The organism is Zunongwangia sp. HGR-M22, from assembly GCF_027594425.1.
Taxonomy (GTDB): Bacteria; Bacteroidota; Bacteroidia; order Flavobacteriales; family Flavobacteriaceae; genus Zunongwangia.
On the sequence record NZ_CP115159.1, the window covers coordinates 3,100,763 to 3,119,995 of the forward strand.

Genomic DNA, 19,233 nt, shown 5'->3' on the forward strand with positions numbered 1-19,233 from the left:
GTAATCTAAAAAATTAAATTTTAGGCATTGCCGTTATAAGTCTTTTAACTAATTTACCCCATCAGTTTAAGACTTTATTCTATGATTTATTGTTCTCAGGTTTTCAGAGTACTTGTGTTGGCAGTCTTTATGACGTGTTCCGCAACAATGTTATCCCAACAAGCGCTGGTTTTAGATTCGCTAAGCCTAGAGCCTATTCCCTACGCTAATCTAGAGTATGGCACTAATCAGGGAAGTGTGAGCAATCAGGACGGGATTATTTTCACGCCTAAGGATTTTAAAGACTATAAACTTTCTCATGTAGGCTATCAAACACGAAAATTTACTACTACACAGTTAAAGGACACCTTGTATTTAAAAGCGCTCGCTTATAATTTGAATGAAGTTGTTTTACACAACTTCAATGCGAAAGACACCATTTTAAAAGCATTTAAGAACATTCCAAAAAACTTCTTTTTACAGCCTTTTAATCAAGCAGGCATATTTAGATATAGCTTAAAGAAAGATGGAAAAGGGGTAGAAATGATCGAAACCGACTTTCTATCCTACAAAGCATCGCTGGAAGAGGAAACCAAAACCAAAATTTCTGAGGTTAAAAAGACAGAAAAATATGAGCCATTGAATCTTTTAAGTGGTGTAGCTGAGTTTTTAAATATAATGGATCCTAGCCTAAAGAACGCTCCCGTGTTAGAAAAACTTAAAACAATGAACTTTAGCTATGCAGGTAAAATTGAAAATGAGGAAGAAGAAATATATAAAATTGACATATCTGGAGATGAAGAAAAAGACTTAGCAAACGGATATATTTTTTTAAATAAAAACCAACTCGCCATAAAAGAAATAAAAGTTGAATACCTAAGAAGCGAAATGCCAGAATTAACACGTAAGGAACCAAATTATACTACAAGAATTGCTTTGTTCATTAAATACAACACCGATAAGAACAGTAAACAATTTTTGTCTTATGCAGAAATCACAAATGATAAAACAGCGCTTTTTAAAAATGATTCCATCTATCATTTTGAGATGAAGGGCAAGATTGCCTTCAATAAATTAATTCAAGGAAAAAAAGTCAAAAAATTTAGAAGCAACTATAATTCTAAAAAAGCGTTCAATAAAACCGTGGCTAAATTCAAACAAAAGCAGCAATGGACCAATAGTGAGATGCTCCCTATGACCACAGAAGAACTGGAAATTCTAAAAGATATTTACGGTAATTAATACTAAAATCAGGAATAGTTAAATTCCCCATTCCTGATCATTATTTTACTTCGTTTCAAAAACCGGCTTATTCAAAAAGATCCACTTCAGTCTAAATCCAAATTCAGTAAATGTAAATCCGGCTGCAGTGGCTGAAGCTATGTTACTTCTTGTTCCGTAGAAATTGGCCAAACAACGCTCAGAAAATTTATATCCAAACTTTCCCTGAATTCGGTAGGTTGACTGTTTAGGATCATCTTCGATAAACTGATAACCTACTGCTGCGGTTAAACCGTAATACAAACTTTTGGCTTCGACCGCATTTTCATCCATTAAGAAATCTGCAAAAACTTCAACCGCATTAAATCGTGACGGACTAAAATAGATCGTTGGCACCTGATTTTTAAAACTCAAAAATTGATAATTTACACCTCCTTTTAAAACCGGTTTCGACAAGAAATTATAATACAAAGAAGTAAACAGCAAATTTCTACTATTCTCGTCGCTTTGCGAGCTAAAATAATACTGCGTAAACCAACCTAAATTAAAATTAGTTCCCATATTATAATTCAGATAGTAATTATTTACTACAATTTCTCGATCTAAAAGATCAGCGTTAAAATTCTGCACTTCGCGGTTATACCCAACTTCTAAATCCTGTAACTTGTAAGGCTTTATCTTGAAAAAAGCTTGCGCTAAAAATTGGTTATAATTATTGCTGAAAGAGTTTGCTGAATTTATTCCTCCTAAAACATGAAAACTTGCTTTTGGATGAAATTTATAACTTCCACCTAAACTAAAATTATTCGAAGTTGCTTCATTTTCTGTAACGCTATTTCTGGTTTTTCGATAGTTGTAATTTGCATTGAAGCTCAATTTTGTACTTACCGGAAATTCAATATTCGTATTGGTAGCATAGGCCTTGTTATCTCCATTATCGAAGGTGTAATTTATTTTTTCTTCTACCGTTGGCGTAAAACTGCGATCTAATTTTCCTATAAAACTAGTCGCATCTTTTTGATTAGGAAACACTTTTAAAGTCTGATAAGCGGCATCGTATGCGTTTTCGGTTTCACCATCTGCAAAATAGGCATTGGCAATTCCCAAATTCCCATCAAAAGAAGCCGTATCTTTTTCTAATATTTGTCGATAATCAGCGATACTTTCTTTAAAATCACTTCGATACATACCTAATGTTGCGCGCAAAGACAAAACCCAATTTTCTTCGCCGTATTCTTTTATTAATTCTGAAATATAAGCTTCCGCATTTTTAAAATCTTTATTCCAAACCAAAGTCTGGGCATAGCGCTCTCTTGAAGTCTGTATAGAAGTGGAATCTCCTAAAGTTTCAGCTTTTTCAATCGCTTTTTCAGCAAGCGTCTGTGCTTCTTTTTCATCTTCAGCAATATGCGCGGCAAGCGACATTCCGTTTAAAGCGACGATACTATCTTTGGCGTTTTTGGCTAATTCTAAATATACATTTTTAGCTTCGTCGGTTTCTTTAGTTATTAAGTAGATATTGGCTTTATTCAGCAAAGATTCTCTATCGCCCGAAAAATCTTCTAAATTTTCGTTCAATAAACTTATCGCCGGCTCGTATTCCTGATTCTGCATTTTTTGGTACGCAAATCCTAAACGAATATATTTTTTAGAAACCATAGCATTAGGATTTCCAGGTGAAGTTCCCAAAGCACGATTAACATAAATTAGTGCATTATCGTATTCTTTCAAGTTAGAAAGGGTATTTGCAAAACCTAAAAGTGCGGCAAAATTATCAGGATATTTTTGTACCAGATCGCTATAATATGCTTTAGCATCATCATAATGTTTTCCCCATAAAAGTGATTCGGCATAATTTAATTCGATTTCCAGGTCGCCGGGATACTCTTTAAGCAAATCAGTAAAAATTGCAGTCGCTTTTTGCGCCTGCCCATTTAAACCTACTGCTCTACCGTAACAAAGATTTGCAGTTTTATTATCGGGATAATCTTTTAGAATACCTTCAAAAAAAGTTTCTGCTTTTGCAAAATTGCCTTGTTCCAGATATCCAAAACCTTCTTGCATGTCTTGGGCAGAAACTAATTGAATTCCAATAAATAAGAATAATAATAGGCTAAGTTTTTTCATGGGTATTTGGTTAATTTTTGTAGTTGCAAGTTAAGCCTGTTTTGGTCTTCATTCATCTACATAAAACTTCCGCTCAACGAAATAGAATCCCTTCTCATTGAAATGTGAGAGATATTTGCTCCAATATCTAATCTAAAACCGAACTGAAATGATTTTATCACAACTAAAGGTAAGAAAAATAACTCCCGAACAGTTCTTTATGTTGAGCGCAATGGGAGTAAATGTAGGAAACTACCTCTACAACCTCTTGTTAGGTAGAATTTTAGGACCAGAGCAATTTGCCAATGCTGCGATTTTAATCACTTTTTTACTTGTTTTGTCGTTTATCGCCATGACATTTCAGTTGACCGTAGCAAAATTTACAGCCGGTTATGAGACTGAAAAACAACTTCATTTTCTAAACTACGTAAAAAAAGCAAGTCTAATTATTGGGATTATTGCTTCGCTTGCAGTTGTTTTATTTGCAGGGCAACTACAGCAGGTTTTTAATACCGATAGTAAATGGATGTTTGTGATTTTTGGTGTTGGAATTCCGCTTTACTTTTTAATGAGCGTAAATCGTGGTTTTTATCAGGGAAGCAAAAGTTTCTACAAACTTTCAGCAACCTATCAAACCGAAATGTTTAGCCGATTAGTGATCACTTTGCTATTGGTAACGCTTTTGGCTAATGGTTCTTCGGTTTTAATTGCTTCAGGAATTTTAATCTCCTTTGTTTTTGGGTTAATTCCGTTTAAAAAAAGTGGTAACTTTTTTACCAAAGTAACCTTAGAAGCGTCTGATCGTAAAAGCTTGGTGAACTTTATCGCTATTACTGCTTTTTACGAGCTTACACAGATAATTATTAATAATAGCGACATCTTATTGGTTAAACATTATTTCGACTCTTACGATGCAGGATTATATGCTTCTTTAGCTTTGATTGGTCGATTAGTTTACTTTGTAGCCTGGATGTTTGTGATGATCTTATTGCCAACCGTTGTGCAAAAAAAGAAGAATGGCGAGAACACCTTGCCGGTACTTTTTAAATACGTTGGTTTTGTTAGTCTTTTGGCAATAAGCATTATTACGGTAACCTATTTCGTTCCCGAATTAATTATAGATATTATGTTTGGTGATGCTTATACGAGTATCGCACCATTACTTTGGAAGTATGCTTTAGCAACCTCTTTATTCGCGATCTCGAACGTATTTGTGTACTACTTTTTATCGATCGATACCTATATACCCGTTGCTTTATCTGGAGTATTTGGATTAGGCCAGGTAGGATTAATCGTTTTCTTCCATGATTCTTTAGAGCAAGTGGTTATTGTACAGATTATTATCATGGTTTTATTGCTTTTAATTCAGCTTGGTTATTTCTTTTACCAACACAAAAAGAAAGCTCATCTACAGTAAATTACCATCTATCGAAGAAGAAAAAATAAAGAGAAGTTTTAAAAGATATTTGAACTATCAATAAAAATTAATCGAGGTACTCCTCACATAACTAGCTCCTGTAAAAAGGAATTTTAAAACCAAATTACCATGAAACTAGCAATTGTAACAGCGTTCCCTCCTAGCAAAGTAACATTAACGGAGTATGGATACCATTTGGTAAAGCATTTTGCTTTAAAAGATGAAGTTGAAGAGATCGTATTAATTACAGATCATACTGAAGAAGAAAAGCAAATTGACTTTGATGCGAATTGCAAAATCACGGTTAAAGATTGCTGGAAGTTTAATAGCTATGCAAACATCTTGAATATTTACAAAGCAATTTCAGCTGAAAAACCAGATGCTATTTTATTCAATCTGCAATTCATGAAATTTGGTGACAAGAAAATTGCGGCAGCTTTAGGCTTAATGCTCCCTATGATTTTCAGAATAAAGAAAATCCCAACTATAGTTTTATTACATAATATTCTTGAAACGGTAGATCTAGAAAAGGCAGGATTTACTCAAAATAAATTGATGCAAAAATTATACAATGGCATCGGTACAACGCTTACAAGATTGGTTTTACAGGCAGATCTTGTGGCCGTAACCATTAGTAAGTATGAATATATTTTGAAGTCAAAATACAAAAAAAAGAACGTAATGTTGATTCCGCATGGTGCCTTCGAAACGCCACCAGAACCAACTTACGATCTACCAGTAGGTCCAAAAAAGATTATGACTTTTGGCAAATTTGGAACCTATAAGAAAGTTGAAATCTTAATCGAAGCTATAGAAAAACTAAGAAAAACCTCGAATGAGGAAATGGAAATTGTAATTGCAGGAACAGATAGCCCTAATACACCGGGTTATATAGAAAGCATGAAGGAGAAGTATAAAGATGTTCCTAATCTTACATTTACCGGTTATGTTGAAGAAAAAGACGTACCGGTGATCTTTGGAGAGAGTGCGGTAGTTGTGTTTCCCTACACCTCAACTACCGGCAGCTCCGGAGTTTTACATCAGGCTGGCAGTTACGGTAAAGCCGTGGTGCTTCCAGATCTTGGTGACTTAGGTATTTTGGTTAGAGAAGAAGGTTATCGTGGGCAGTTTTTCACGCCTTCTAATGTAGATTCTCTTGCAAAATCTATAGATGCAATTGTATCTAACGATGGTTACCGAAAAGAACTAGGTAAAAAGAATTACGAAGCCTCCTGTTCTTTACCAATGGAGAAAATAGCAGACATGTATTTAGAAGAATTTCAGAAAATTATACATAGAAACTTAAAAAATGGAGTTAGCGTAGTGTGATGATGTTAGTGAGTAATGTGGTTAAAGGCAGGTTTAGGTTCTCCCCGTTGGTCTAGAAATCCAAAGAATCTTTGCCTGCTTTTCCTCCATGGCAATCTTCCTACCACATCAGATGGAACTTCCTCAAAATCATACAACGTCCAAGACATAAATGCGAGATCTTCTTTTTTAAAGAAATCTTGCATTTTTTTATGATATTGAGCCTGATCTTTTTCATCAGTACCAAAAGGATTCCATAAACCATGATAAGAGCTCATCCCAAATTCTTGCATTACTAGCGGCTTATTCGGAATTTTTTGTTCCAAAATTTCAAAATCTGAATCTAACTTTTCAAGATCTTTATAGAAATGAAAGGACACAAAGTCTAATTTCTGCTGAAGATTTACTGCAGCTTCTGGAGAAGACCATCCTACCGTAATTAGATGATTTGGATCGTATTTTTTAACCTGATCGGCAATATGGGACAACCATTGCAAAACCAAATCTTTACCTCTACTATCAAAATCGAGATCGGGTTCATTTTTTAGATCCCAGGCCAAAATTGCCGAATGATCTTTAAAGGCTGAAACAATCTGATCTGCATGGCGATGTGTTAACGTCCAATCTAAAACCGAATAATCACCATAAAAATCAAACAAGGTTACCACTACTTTTAGCTGATGTTCTTCAGCCAAATCTAAAACGGTTCTAAGCTTTTCTAATTTCTGCGGAAGCACTTCTGCCTTAACAAAATCTTCATACTGAAGAAAAATCCGGATACTATTTAATCCTGCATTTCTAATAATTTCAAAATCCTGAGAAATCGTATCTCGACTGAAGTTTTCCCCAAACATATCCCAGGGCGAATCCTTTGGATAATAATTGATACCCTTTATCTGAAATTCTTTATTTTCTATATAGATTTTTTTGCCTTTAACTTCAGCAAGTTTATTGGTAGAAACAGAATCTTTTTGCGTTTTTGCCGATTGTTTTACCATATGCCGAATGCGCCAAAAACCATCTTCCAACAACAGCATCACCCGGTAAGAAGAAGTATCCTGATGTGTCAATAACTTTTGATCCTGCTCGTAAATTTCCTGATACTCGATTACCTCATTATCGGTAATTACCACTAACTGTCCATCGGCACTATAAAACTCTAATTGTGGACGATGATTTAAAGTCGTTGCCTCTAAATGAATATCATTTTCTTTGTTAAAAGCAATGGTTTTAAAAAGGTTAACGCGAGAACTATCGGTATAATAATCTTCAATTCCGTATGGATTATTGGTTTTGTAGGCCACGTGTTTTACATACCAGGCGTTTAAATAATCTTGCTGAATTTCACCCAAAGTCTGCTGCTCCATCGGCCGGCCGGGATTTTCTAAACTTTCCCATTCAATATTCGGCAAATACACGTCTTTGCTTAATACTTCAGTATGTAACATTCCCGTGCGCTCGGCTCCTGTATTTAACCACGCCAAAACCGAACTTAACCCAAAAAGTACCAATGCATTTAGCGCCACAAAAGTGACGATCAAACCTGCGCGATAGATATTTTTACTCAATTTATTCTTCATAATTCAGTACTTCTGTGGTTTTGCTTTTGCCCAAAGCTTCAATTTTAAAACTATAGCTGTTTTCAGGATAAAAACTTTTGGTTAATCTAAAAGTCACAAAACCTTCATTTGAGGTCTCTTGCTTTACCTCAACCAATTTATTTTGATGAAAAACATGCAATTTCACCACTGCTCCATCTGGGATTAACTGCTGCATAAAACTTTGCAATGGCCCAACTTTAATTGTTCGATTTCCGTTAGAAAATTCAACTTCAAAATCTTTTAAAGCTTGCCTAAAACTAATTTCAATCTCATTACTTTCAGCTAAACCGGTCACGTAGCCTTTTATTTGCCAGGTGTCGGGATGATCTGGATGAATTATTTTTGCCGTTGCCACACCCTCAATCGAACTTCCTCTTGTGGTGAGTATCGTCCCGGCTTCATTTTCTATATAAAAAGACACCAAAGTCCCATCGCTAATCGTATTTCCCCATTCGTCTTTAATTTCTGAAGTGGTAAATTCAGCAATCTGATTACCATCGGCAAAATCATGATTTCTGAATGATGAGATCTGAAAATCTGTAGCGTTTGAAGGAAAAACATTAGTCGTTAATTCGATTGAATTTATACCCAAAACTGTTGAAGAAACATTGATATTCCCTGTTTTTCGATAGGCCATAATATTTCTCCACGCCATCAATTTATTAGTAAATATTTCTATGGAATCGATCTCCTGATAAAACTGTTTGTGCAACATCACACTTGTACTATCGGACAAAGGATTGTCCATCGCGTCCATAGGTACCACCACTAACATTGAATAATCGCGATCACCGGCTTGTATACTTCTCGGCCCAAAATAACTTTCAATCACCGTTTTTGATGCAACTTTTGGCAAAATCTCGAAACTTCCGGTTTGCACTTGCTCTTTATCCTTCAGCAAAATCCATTTGACTTTCCCCGTCTTCGAACTTAAAAATTCAGGTAGCACAAAACTGAACTTATTTTCTGCTCCCTTGGGTTTTAATATGGTTTGTGAATACGAATGGTGAAGATAGAGTTTAAAACTTTCATCGATATTGCTAAAATTCAGCTGAATTTTTTCACCCGCTATATACCGATCTTGATCATTTACAAACTCGATTTTTTCAATAGGAACTTCAGTATAAAAAAATCCAAAAGACGAGCCTAAAAAGACCAAACTCAGCAATATGATGAATCTTATTTTTAGCCTCATTATTTTGGATTTCCAACGTAATTATTCAGTTCTAATTTAATGAAATTATAGCCTTTACCTTCTAATTGTTGCATTTGCTCTTTTGGATGTTCTTCCTTTCGATCGGGAATTACTTTAATAGCAATCTCTTTATTTGGTAATCCATTCACGAAAATATTTTCCAATGAAGAATTGATGATCTTCACCTCTTCGAGATTCGGTAGATCATAGTCAAAATACTGTTTTCGCTGTACTCGTACGCCTTCTCGCATAAAATCCTGATTTACCCAAATTAGTTCTTTATTCTCGTCATAATAAGAAAAAATAAGCTCGGGAATGGTCACTTCCTGGATTCCGTAGTTAAAAAGTGTCCCAGAAATCTGGTCTTCAGCATAATTTACATCGGCCAGCGCTACATACTTATAAAGATCTGTATTGGCTACATTTCCTGCGCATTGCAAATTGAATTTGGTTGGCGGTTCTGGCAATTCTACCGGCGTAAATTCGTCTGGATTAAAAGTCTCCGGAATTTTATCATCCTTTCCTAACCAGGCAATCCCCTCAAAATCCACTCTAAAACTAGTAATTTCTTTAGGAAGTAATTTGTGACTCATTACATATTTAGCGCTATAACCTGCCAATGCTTTATTCTCGTCGTTATATAAAGTTCCTTTAATTACCACATCGGCAGGCACATTATCGACATTTTGTATTTCACCAATTATTGCATAACGATCGCCTTTTTTAACCAATTTGGCTGTTAGAACTTCTAAAACCGGTTGTTTTAAAACATCCTGATGGTAGGTTTGCTGTGTGGTTATTCTTCGCCGGCCATGATTATAAAACTGCGTTAGATTATCCGAAAATAATTGATCTGGCGGAATATCTAAATCATAGGTATTGGGTTTTATAAACCACTTTCCTCCTATCTTAATTACATCATGCTCGTAGGTTTTATCGATATTTTCTAAAGGGGTAATCCACTCGGTATGCGCTAAGATCTTTGCCCTATTTTTAGATTCACTTAAAACTTCAAGCCCAATCGAATCCATTTTCGCATAGGAACTTAAAATTCCATCTGTCACAGATACTTCAAGCATATATTGGGCGATGGTGACATCACTTTCAGGATCTAAATAGGAATGTGCTCTTTCAAATTCTTTAAAATCGAGGGCGTCGTAATAAGATCGCACGACATTTTCAGCACTAATCTGTGTCGCATTTTTAATGTAAAAAAGGTAAATTCCGTAGAAAATAACTCCGCATAAAATTACCGCCCAAAGATGACTAATCTTAATAAGCTTCCAGCTGAAGCCGTTATAATTGGTTTTAAATTTTAAAAAATCTGGTTTCTCGGGAATTTTGATCTTCAGCGTCTGAAACCAAATCAACTGAATATTAATAAAAAAAGCAATCAAAACGGTTAATACCGGTATTACACCCCACATTATTTTTAGGAAAACAGGAACATCGTCTTTTGGAAGAATTTGGCTTAAAGGTGGGACATTTAATCTTTCCCATACCATAATCCCATTTTCTAATTGCTGAAGCCGCTGCCAACCCGAAAAGTACAATATAGGATCGTAAAATTTATCATTGGAAAATATATACTTTAGATTATACTTATCTGGTACTGTTAAAAATTGTTGCAAAGACCCAATCCCTTCTACACCTCGAAATTTTGAATTTTCCAATCGTTCTATAGCCCTGGTAGTTAACTCGGGCAAACGCCTAGCACTGTGATAATTTCCATCCACAGTTAATGCGTTAGTTTGTGCTGAAAGCCATGCCATCTGATCCCCAAATCCTAAGGTTAAAAATCGCCAGTGATCGTGTTGATCCTGACTAAGGAAATTGGTAATAGGCAAAGTTTTGATCTTTTGCGGCTGCATAGGCCTAAAATAGCCCAAAGTTATAGTGAATATTGCCATAAATAAGAACAACCCAACTAAAAATGCGCCCAAAACCCGATGATAAACTGCGCCTAATTTCTCCTGAATTTTGAGTCGCAAATCGCCTTCAGCAAAACGATAACCAAATTCCCCGAATATCGGCAAAGCCATAATCGATGCCCAAAGCGTAAATCTATCTAAAGTTAATATATTAAAAGCGGTATCACCCAACATCATTCTTGGAATTGGCGTAGTTCCACCGGTTCCTAAAATGGTTAACAATGTAAATGAAAGACCAAAAAAGATGTATCTTTTTGAATAATATCGATAAAATATATAAGGTAACAGAAATAGCAATATGCCCCAAGGAATGGTAAAAAACACCAAACCAGATGAGGTAACTTCCAGAAAATTATCCCTACTCCCATGCGGAATAGGCACCTGTGTAATTGGATTTTTCTTTGAATTGACCCAGTACGGCAAAATACAGGTTACGATGATTACCAACGAAATTCCGCCGAACAAGAAGATACGTTTAAAAGCTTCAAAAAAAGATTTCAGAAAAACCTTAAAAGTGACTTCTTTAATATGATTTACTCGTTCTCGAGAATTATCCATTACTGCCATGCCGATTAGTGGAAAAATAAAAAATACCATTCCAAAGATTGGCGTTACATGATGCGAAGTTACGGTTACCGCTAATAATGAAATCGCTCTTACCAGCGATCCCAGCTTTCCTGTTTTTATCCACATATAAATTTCGGGCATACAATGCATCAAAACCGAAACTCCTACGATGCTAGGCAACTGGCCAAAGATATGCAGTGTTTCTACAAAAGAAGAAGAAAAAACTGCTAATAGCGCTGCATAACCGGCTGCCTTACGATCACCCAACATCATTAATGAAAATCGATATACACCAGTAATGAAAAGAATGATACCTATAACCCCAACCGTGAATAATCCAAATTTGAGTCCGCCAATATAACTAAGCAGTCCCATCGCCTGGTGTACCAGCGGCGGATAACCCATAACGGTAAAACCTGTGTACCACTCGTAATTCCAGGGTTCCCACCAACTGTTGGCATAATGATCTGCAAAAAATAAATGAATTAAAGCATCATAAGTATTTTCTATAGTAAAGAAGATTGCCGTTCCGTGAAAAAGAACGCCAATAATCAACGCTACTATTAAATATTTATTAGTCTTTTCCTTCATTTGATATAAATACATCTATAAAACTACGATAAATATAAAAGAATGTTTAACGCAACGCTTATCCATTTATCGATAGAAGCTCACCATTCATCTAACTAAAAATAAAGCTTCGTCTAATTACAAAGCTAACTAACTCTAAATCAATATATTTTTGAACCACATTAATAAACCAAAGCCATGAAAATTTTAGCCATCGACGATCAGCAATTAGTTCTTTTACCATTAAAAAGAAGATTAACCGAACTTGGTTATGATGTTATCACTGAAACTGATGCATTAAAAGCCAAATCTATCTTTGATAGTTTTGAACCCCAGTTAGTGATTGTGGATATTAATATGCCAGTAATTTCAGGAATTGAAATTATTAGATATATAAGAGGCACAAAAAATAAGCAGACACCAATAATGGTACTATCCGGCAACACCGATGATAATCTAATTGTTGAAAGTTTTGATCTTGGTGTTGAGGATTATATGAAAAAGCCTTTAAGTCTGGATGAAGTTTCAGCCAGGGTGAAGCGTTTAATAGGTTCAGTTAATCAGGAAAGAAAACAAGTTTCACAAAATACGATTATCGAAAAAAGGTGTGTTGGTGTTGTAATCCCATGCTACAACGAAGAAGACCGATTATTAAGCAAGGAATTTACAGATTTTGTTGAAGGACATTCTGGCTATCATTTGTGTTTTGTTAATGATGGAAGTAAAGATAATACACTAAAAGTTTTAAAAGATCTTAGAAAAGGACGTGAAGACTATATTACGGTTTACGATTGCGAAAAAAATGGAGGCAAAGCTGAAGCGGTAAGGCTTGGAATGTTGCATATGGCAGAATATACCGATCTAGATTATATAGGTTTTTTAGATGCCGATTTATCTACAGATCTTAGTGATTTTGATGATTTAGTAAAAACAATCGAAAACTCTAATTTTAAGATTGTGAGTGGTAGCAGAATTTCCAGAATGGGAGCGAACATTGCAAAAGAATCTGCTAGACAAATTATTAGCTTAACAATCAATTATATAATCCGAAAAATTCTAAGAATGAATTTTAAAGATACACAATGTGGCGCTAAAATAATGGATAAAGAAATTATCAAGATAGCATTTAAAGATACCTTTATTACCAAATGGCTTTTTGATGTTGAAATATTTATGAGGATGAAAAAATATTTTGGTGCCAAAAAAGCAGAATCGTTTATCTGTGAGCAGCCTTTAAAAAGATGGGTACACGCAGATGGTTCTAAATTATCGATGAAAGATTCAGTCAAAATCGTTTTTCAATTAGGACACATTGCGATTCATTATAAACGAAAAAATACTGAAATTATAGAGAAGGAAAATTATAATTACGCCTTAGAATCTGGTAAGCAAAAAGCAATCTAATGTTGGTAAAGCTAAAGTCATATAAAACGACTTTAGCTTTCTTTATTTACTATTAAAATTGAATTAGTTATTCTTCTTTTTTGAAGCAAACCTGACATTTTTCAAGTTCGTCATACTTATCTTTCAACTTACTTATAGTTGCATCTATTTCAGGTAAGTTACTCATTTCAATAAAATCTGAATTATTGGGAATTATAGGACAATCACTTTGATGTACGATATGATAAAGACCTAGAGTTCGCCTTTTTTCAATATAAACTTTATTCATTTTTTGCACTACTATCTCCATCGGAAACTAATTATTTCACAATTATATAACTTTTTGTTAACTTTCGATTAAGAAGCATATTAAGTTTTGCCATAGCATAGAAAACTTAACATTGAGGGTATATAAGACTTTGACCCACAAATAGTTGTAATACAAGTTTTTTAAATGCGCCAAAATTGAATTTATAAAGAAGCAAAATTGTTGGCTTCAACTGTTACAATTTTGAGTGATCTAAGGACAGCGCCAAGTGATATCGAAAATTACACTCATAAAAAAAGGAGCTCTAAATAGCTCCTTTTCGTTTTTCCAAAATGTTTTTTTTAAAAAATTATGGATTGGTTTCTACCAAAGCATCCATCAAATCTGGATATAAAGTTGCTCCTGTATTTCGATCAAACATAGCAAATCCATTTTGTCCCATATCTCCATTATCCCAGTAGATTGGCACTAAACCATTGACTTGTGCTGCCTGGGTTATGTATCGAAAATAGTCTTCTCTATAGGCCTTGTGCCCCGAAATGTTTGTACGAGCGATTGCTCCATATTCTCCCAAAATTACGGCAACACCCTGATCGATAAAAGTAGTTTTCATTCGCTGAAATTGTTGATCTACACGAGATTCATTAGCCCAGGTTTCAACTTTAGATGGATCGGTTGCATTGCTTCCCCATTGCGTAATATTGCTATCTGCATTTAACGCAAAATTATAAGGATCGTAGTAATGAACTTCCATCATCAATCGTTCTTCTACAACATCATCAGGAATTTCAGCAAAATTAATAGTATGATCTATATTGGTATTGAAACCTTGTACTACTAGATATCGGTAGGCATTTTTTCCACCCGTAGATCGAACAGCATCCACAAAAGTTTGATTAAAACTGTTTTGCACCGTATAATATTCTTCTGTAGGTGTGTTATAATCTCCTTCTACCATCACTTCATTAGTACCGGCAAATAAAAGTTTTGGTCCATAATCCATAAAATGGTTACCAATTTGCGTCCACATGATATCCAAACGCTCGTTTACTTCATCTTGATCTGCGTAGGTTGGCTGCATCCATCCACCATCCCAGTGAATATTCATAATTACATACATATCGTTATCAAGTGCATAGTTTACCACTTCTTCTACTCTGGCCATCCAGCTATCCTGAATTACGTAATTTGCTTCATCTGAGAACTTACTCCAAGCCACCGGAATTCGAACAGCCTCAAATCCAGCTGCTTTTACAGAATCTAAGAGACGCTTCGTAACCATAGGATTTCCCCATGCAGTTTCTCCTCCAATAGCTTCCAAAGAATTTCCTAAGTTCCATCCAATATCTATTTGGCTAGCAAATTCAACAGCACTCATTTCACTCATATCTGTACTATCTGGTTCTACTGCAAAAACAATTTCATCTGAAGGTTCTGGAACCATAGCCTGCTGAGAAATATTTACGTTGAAAGACTGATCTCCTGAAGTTATAGTGATCATTGAAGAACGCGCAATGGTATCCTGATTTTGTGAAGCGCTTAAATTCACTTTTTTACTTCCTTCTGCAGAACCTTCAGACCAGGAAAGCCATTCTCCTCCTCCCTCAATAGTCCAGGCTTGGCTACTATTGACATTTAATACATTATTTCCTCCATTAGAAGCAAAATCGATTTCGCTAGGATAAACAGAAAAATCTAATGACTTTGAAGCAACAACCTCATCGTCGTCTGAGCAAGAGACTAAAAAAGGTATGGCTAATACAGCCAAAAAAATAAATGTTAGTTTTAGTAATTTCATAATAACAGTTTTAGGTTAATATTTTAACCAGCAAATCCTAAGATTTGCTGGTTATCAATTTATTTAGTAGTAGTTTCTAATTTTAAAACCCATGCGCTTTCGTTAAGCTTTTTTGAAGGTGTAGATAATTTTAAGCCATCAGCTTGCAGCTGAAATTGAACTTTCTCTTCACTACCTAAGAAGTTTGCATTCGCAATAGAGATTTTATTGTTAGATGTTAATTCTGCAAAAGATTCTAATAACATATCTTTATTACTTCCGGGCCATCCTAAGAAAATAGCATAGATGGTATCTCCTTTTCTAGTATATCGAACGTCTTTTGCAGTATAGGTTAATTTATCTACAAACATTCCTGATTGATCCTGTTTTGTAGGGCCTTCGCCATAAACATTCCAGGTATCGGTACCGTAAATTGCTTCTCCGTTAACATCAAGCCACTCCCCGATTTCCAACAAAATTTGTTGTTGATTTTCAGGAATTACGCCATTAGCCATAGGAGAAACGTTCAACATTAAAGCACCGTTTTTACTTACAATATCAGCTAGTAAATCGATAATTTCGTCTGAAGTTTTTAATCCAAGATCATTGGTATAACTCCAGCTTCCAACAGATACAGTTTCATCTGTTAACCAATATTCTTCGGTTTTCTGGTTCATTCTACCTTTTTCAAGATCTTCTAGACTTACCGATTTAGGTAATTCTCCTTCTTTATGAGTGATAACGACTTCTTTATTATTCTTTTCAGCATAATTAAAATAATCGGCTACAAATTTTACTTTGATCGAATCTGGAATTTTATCGAGTTTACTATCAAAATAGATCAAATCTGGACCATATTGATGAATCACTTCATGAAGTTCTGCCAACCAATTTTTGTAAAACTGCTCTTTAGGAATATTCCCGTACATGATACTTAACAACGAATCTTTAGACGAAGTTGGCATTTCTAGATCGTAAGGAAAATAGGAAGTATCATCCTCCCATTTTGTAGAATCTTGTTGAAATAATTGTAATGTTCTCGCTTTATGGAAAGAAGTGATAAACTTCATTCCATTGCCATGAATAGCTTTCTCCAACTCCCCAACCAAATCGCGATGGGGTCCCATATCTGCCGCATTCCAAGGATTGGTTTCACTATCCCAGTTACTCCAGCCATCGTGATGTTCTGCTACGATTCCCGCAAATCTTGCACCAGCCTTTTTAAATAATTTCGCCCAGTCTTCAGCATTAAAATTTTCAGCTTTAAACATCGGTACAAAATCATGATAACCAAATTCTGATGGTTCGCCGTACGTAGCTACATGATGTTTATATTCGTCACTCCCTTTAATATGCATATTTCTGGGATACCAGTCGTTCGCATAAGCAGGAACAGAAAGAACTCCCCAATGCGCGTAAATACCGAACTTGGCTTTCTTAAACCAATCTGCGGCTTCGTTATATTTGGCCAGAGAATCCCAATCTGCTGCATATTCTTTTGAAGTAACTGTATCTTTTTCTGCTGAACTCGTTTTCTTATCATCATTACAGGACGCAAAAATAATTAAGATCGAAAACAGCCAATATTGAAGAAATTTTGATTTCATAATTACTGAATTGTAATCTCTAATTCCTCTAAAATATTTCTGGAACTATTTCCTAATTTCAAATTATAGATGCCCGGTTCTACAACCCAATCTTTCGATGAAACATCGTAGTAAGCAAGTTCTTTTACTGGAATCTGAATATTTACACTAGTATTTTCACCTGCTGAAACCTCAACTTTTTTGAATGCTTTTAGTTCTTTATCGGCTCTTTCAACTGCACTTTCTATTTTGGAAACGTACACCTGAACCACTTCTTTTCCAGCTAATTCCCCTGTATTTTCAACATTAAGATTAATAGAAATTGTATCGTTTTGAGTATAAGTTTTAGTATTTGTTTCAACATCAGAAAAATTGAAATCTGTATATGAAAGTCCGTATCCAAAAGGATAAAGCGGAGCTATATTTTTAGTATCGAACCAGCGGTAACCCACTAATATTCCTTCGTCATAACTTACCGTTTCATCACCAGGAAAGCTGTTAGTTGCATGGGCTGGAGAACCTTCCAGCTTTTTAGGCATTGTCCACGGTAATTTACCTGAAGGATTTACATCTCCTAATAAAACATCTGCTAACGCATTTCCTCCTTCTGAACCATTAAACCAACTCCAAACTAAAGCTGAAGATTTTTGACTAATCTCGTCTATATCGTATGGTGCTCCCGCAATCATCACAACGATGGTATTTGGATTTGCTTCTAATACTTTTTCTATCAATTGTTTTTGACCAAATGGCAAATCTAGACTTGCACGGTCTGAAGCTTCTGTTTCGTAATCTCTATTAGAACCGGCAAATATAATTGCAGCATCTGCATTTTTAGCAGCGTTCACGGCTTCTTCTACCAATTCGGGATCAAGTTCGTCGATAGTTATAGGACCACTAAGCGTAACATCTCCTAATTTTGCTTTTTCGGTTTTGGAATAACGCTCTTCGTATCCCTGGGCAAATTGAATATTCACTGATTTTGGTAAACGATTTTTCAATCCTTCCAGCGGAGTAACTTCACGTTTAGTTTTTACACCAGCACCAAATCCTCCCAGTGCATTTTTCTTCTTTGCATTATCACCAATTACAGCCAAAGTTTTAATTCCGCTAGCTTTCAAGGGTAATAAATCGTGCTCATTTTTCAGCAAAACAACCGATTCTGCTGCAATATCGTAAGCATCTTTAAAATGCGCTTCTGTGCTTATACTTCCTTTCTTGCGATCATCAGATCCCATACTTTTTACAGAGTACATTACGCGAAGTACACGCTTTACATGCTTATTAATTTCTTCTTCAGAAATTTCACCGGCCTTAGCAGCATCTATAAGCGGCTGGGCTAAGAAAAATTCATCAAAATCTTTAGGCGTTCCCATTTCAATATCGAGTCCACTTTCTAAAGAATTTACAGTAGTATGTACTGCAGCCCAATCTGAAATAACAACACCTTCAAATCCCCACTCGTCTCTAAGAATCTGATTCAGCATATAATCATTCTCACAAAGATATTCACCTCTAAATTTGTTGTAAGCGCCCATCATAGAATAAGCATGAGCTTCTTTAACAGTAGCTTCAAAAGCTGGTAGGTAGATTTCACGCAAAGGTCTTTCAGCGATTTTCACATTTACATAATCACGATGAGTTTCTTGATTATTGGCAGCAAAATGCTTTACACATGCAGCAACATTATTATCCTGAATTCCAACAACAAAAGGAACAGCGAGCTTTTTATTCAAAAATGGATCTTCTGTAAAGTATTCGTAAGTTCTTCCTCCAAGCGGTGTACGGATAATATTTATAGCTGGCGATAAAAGCACATCTTTACCTCTAGCTCTTGTTTCCTCCCCTACGCTATTCCCAAAAGTGTAAGCAAGTTCTGGATTCCAAGTTGCCGATAAACCAGCACCAGCTGGATAGTAGGTTGCATAATCATCATCAAGACCTAATGGTGTCCAGGATTCTTTTTCCAATTCTTCTCTAACTCCTAAAGGACCATCTGCCATCTTCAGCTCTGGAATATCCAAGCGCTCTACTGCTTTGGTAGCAAACATGCTATTACCGTGTAAAAGTCCGGTTTTTTCTTCCAAGGTCATTTCAGCGATAAGCTCATCTATTTTAGAATCAAAATCTTTAGTAACCGGTTTTCCTAAATATCTCTTTTCTGTACGCTCACTTTCGTCATTTTTAACAAGCTTTTTATCGCCTTTACAGGCCATAAAATTCAAGAAAAGACTCAAACTAAAGACAGTTATTATTTTAGATTTAATTTTCATATAAAATCAGTTTATAGACGCTATGAAAGCTTTTAATTTTTTTATTGGTAT

12 protein-coding genes are annotated in these 19,233 nt (G+C 35.3%); 4 read left to right on the forward strand and 8 right to left on the reverse strand.

What is annotated here, in order from left to right; translation table 11 throughout:
- Positions 1 to 81: 81 nt before the first annotated feature.
- A complete protein-coding gene (locus PBT91_RS13490) occupies positions 82 to 1,221 on the forward strand; it encodes a hypothetical protein (protein WP_270058986.1) in 1,140 nt (379 codons plus the stop codon).
- Positions 1,222 to 1,266: 45 nt separating this feature from the next.
- Here the strand turns inward: PBT91_RS13490 and PBT91_RS13495 are convergent, their stop codons facing one another.
- Positions 1,267 to 3,327 (reverse strand): tetratricopeptide repeat protein, encoded by a 2,061-nt coding sequence (locus PBT91_RS13495; RefSeq protein WP_270058987.1) that lies wholly within the window; start codon positions 3,325 to 3,327, stop codon positions 1,267 to 1,269.
- Positions 3,328 to 3,475: 148 nt separating this feature from the next.
- Between PBT91_RS13495 and PBT91_RS13500 the strand changes: the two genes are divergently transcribed.
- Together PBT91_RS13500 and PBT91_RS13505 are read left to right on the forward strand one after the other, a co-directional pair.
- Positions 3,476 to 4,723, forward strand: coding sequence for an oligosaccharide flippase family protein (locus PBT91_RS13500; protein ID WP_270058988.1), 1,248 nt, complete (start codon positions 3,476 to 3,478; stop codon positions 4,721 to 4,723).
- Between the two features lie 129 nt (positions 4,724 to 4,852).
- Positions 4,853 to 6,052 (forward strand): glycosyltransferase, encoded by a 1,200-nt coding sequence (locus PBT91_RS13505; protein ID WP_270058989.1) that lies wholly within the window; start codon positions 4,853 to 4,855, stop codon positions 6,050 to 6,052.
- Between the two features lie 5 nt (positions 6,053 to 6,057).
- On the opposite strand, the gene PBT91_RS13510 is transcribed toward PBT91_RS13505, so the two are convergent.
- The 3 genes from PBT91_RS13510 to PBT91_RS13520 are packed head-to-tail and all read right to left on the reverse strand — an operon-like array spanning position 6,058 to position 11,916.
- Positions 6,058 to 7,611 carry a glycoside hydrolase family 2 TIM barrel-domain containing protein gene (locus PBT91_RS13510; protein ID WP_270058990.1) on the reverse strand — a complete coding sequence of 518 codons (1,554 nt, stop codon included), beginning with the start codon at positions 7,609 to 7,611 and terminating at the stop codon, positions 6,058 to 6,060.
- Positions 7,601 to 8,827, reverse strand: coding sequence for a hypothetical protein (locus PBT91_RS13515; protein WP_270058991.1), 1,227 nt, complete (start codon positions 8,825 to 8,827; stop codon positions 7,601 to 7,603). The genes PBT91_RS13510 and PBT91_RS13515 overlap by 11 nt, the downstream gene beginning before the upstream one ends.
- Positions 8,827 to 11,916, reverse strand: coding sequence for a hypothetical protein (locus tag PBT91_RS13520; protein WP_270058992.1), 3,090 nt, complete (start codon positions 11,914 to 11,916; stop codon positions 8,827 to 8,829). The genes PBT91_RS13515 and PBT91_RS13520 overlap by 1 nt, the downstream gene beginning before the upstream one ends.
- A 177-nt stretch (positions 11,917 to 12,093) precedes the next feature.
- Here PBT91_RS13520 and PBT91_RS13525 point away from each other — a divergent pair, with 177 nt between their 5' ends.
- Positions 12,094 to 13,299, forward strand: a complete 1,206-nt coding sequence (locus tag PBT91_RS13525; protein ID WP_270058993.1) for a response regulator — start codon at positions 12,094 to 12,096, stop codon at positions 13,297 to 13,299.
- Between the two features lie 67 nt (positions 13,300 to 13,366).
- On the opposite strand, the gene PBT91_RS13530 is transcribed toward PBT91_RS13525, so the two are convergent.
- The 4 genes from PBT91_RS13530 to PBT91_RS13545 form a co-directional block, all read right to left on the reverse strand.
- Positions 13,367 to 13,588, reverse strand: coding sequence for a hypothetical protein (locus tag PBT91_RS13530; RefSeq protein WP_270058994.1), 222 nt, complete (start codon positions 13,586 to 13,588; stop codon positions 13,367 to 13,369).
- Positions 13,589 to 13,895: 307 nt separating this feature from the next.
- Entirely contained in the window at positions 13,896 to 15,344 is a 1,449-nt protein-coding gene (locus PBT91_RS13535; protein ID WP_270058995.1) for a cellulase family glycosylhydrolase, read from the reverse strand.
- A 59-nt stretch (positions 15,345 to 15,403) separates the two neighbouring features.
- Positions 15,404 to 16,930 (reverse strand): alpha-L-fucosidase, encoded by a 1,527-nt coding sequence (locus tag PBT91_RS13540; RefSeq protein WP_270058996.1) that lies wholly within the window; start codon positions 16,928 to 16,930, stop codon positions 15,404 to 15,406.
- Positions 16,931 to 16,932: 2 nt separating this feature from the next.
- Entirely contained in the window at positions 16,933 to 19,182 is a 2,250-nt protein-coding gene (locus PBT91_RS13545) for a glycoside hydrolase family 3 C-terminal domain-containing protein (protein ID WP_270058997.1), read from the reverse strand.
- Between the last annotated feature and the right edge of the window lie 51 nt (positions 19,183 to 19,233).

What these genes read in the sequence shown, in the direction of transcription:
- PBT91_RS13490 (WP_270058986.1), top strand. Translation starts at nt 82, where the DNA reads ATGATTTATTGTTCTCAGGTTTTCAGAGTACTTGTGTTGGCAGTCTTT.
- PBT91_RS13495 (WP_270058987.1), bottom strand. Translation starts at nt 3,327, where the DNA reads ATGAAAAAACTTAGCCTATTATTATTCTTATTTATTGGAATTCAATTA.
- PBT91_RS13500 (WP_270058988.1), top strand. Translation starts at nt 3,476, where the DNA reads ATGATTTTATCACAACTAAAGGTAAGAAAAATAACTCCCGAACAGTTC.
- PBT91_RS13505 (WP_270058989.1), top strand. Translation starts at nt 4,853, where the DNA reads ATGAAACTAGCAATTGTAACAGCGTTCCCTCCTAGCAAAGTAACATTA.
- PBT91_RS13510 (WP_270058990.1), bottom strand. Translation starts at nt 7,611, where the DNA reads ATGAAGAATAAATTGAGTAAAAATATCTATCGCGCAGGTTTGATCGTC.
- PBT91_RS13515 (WP_270058991.1), bottom strand. Translation starts at nt 8,827, where the DNA reads ATGAGGCTAAAAATAAGATTCATCATATTGCTGAGTTTGGTCTTTTTA.
- PBT91_RS13520 (WP_270058992.1), bottom strand. Translation starts at nt 11,916, where the DNA reads ATGAAGGAAAAGACTAATAAATATTTAATAGTAGCGTTGATTATTGGC.
- PBT91_RS13525 (WP_270058993.1), top strand. Translation starts at nt 12,094, where the DNA reads ATGAAAATTTTAGCCATCGACGATCAGCAATTAGTTCTTTTACCATTA.
- PBT91_RS13530 (WP_270058994.1), bottom strand. Translation starts at nt 13,588, where the DNA reads ATGGAGATAGTAGTGCAAAAAATGAATAAAGTTTATATTGAAAAAAGG.
- PBT91_RS13535 (WP_270058995.1), bottom strand. Translation starts at nt 15,344, where the DNA reads ATGAAATTACTAAAACTAACATTTATTTTTTTGGCTGTATTAGCCATA.
- PBT91_RS13540 (WP_270058996.1), bottom strand. Translation starts at nt 16,930, where the DNA reads ATGAAATCAAAATTTCTTCAATATTGGCTGTTTTCGATCTTAATTATT.
- PBT91_RS13545 (WP_270058997.1), bottom strand. Translation starts at nt 19,182, where the DNA reads ATGAAAATTAAATCTAAAATAATAACTGTCTTTAGTTTGAGTCTTTTC.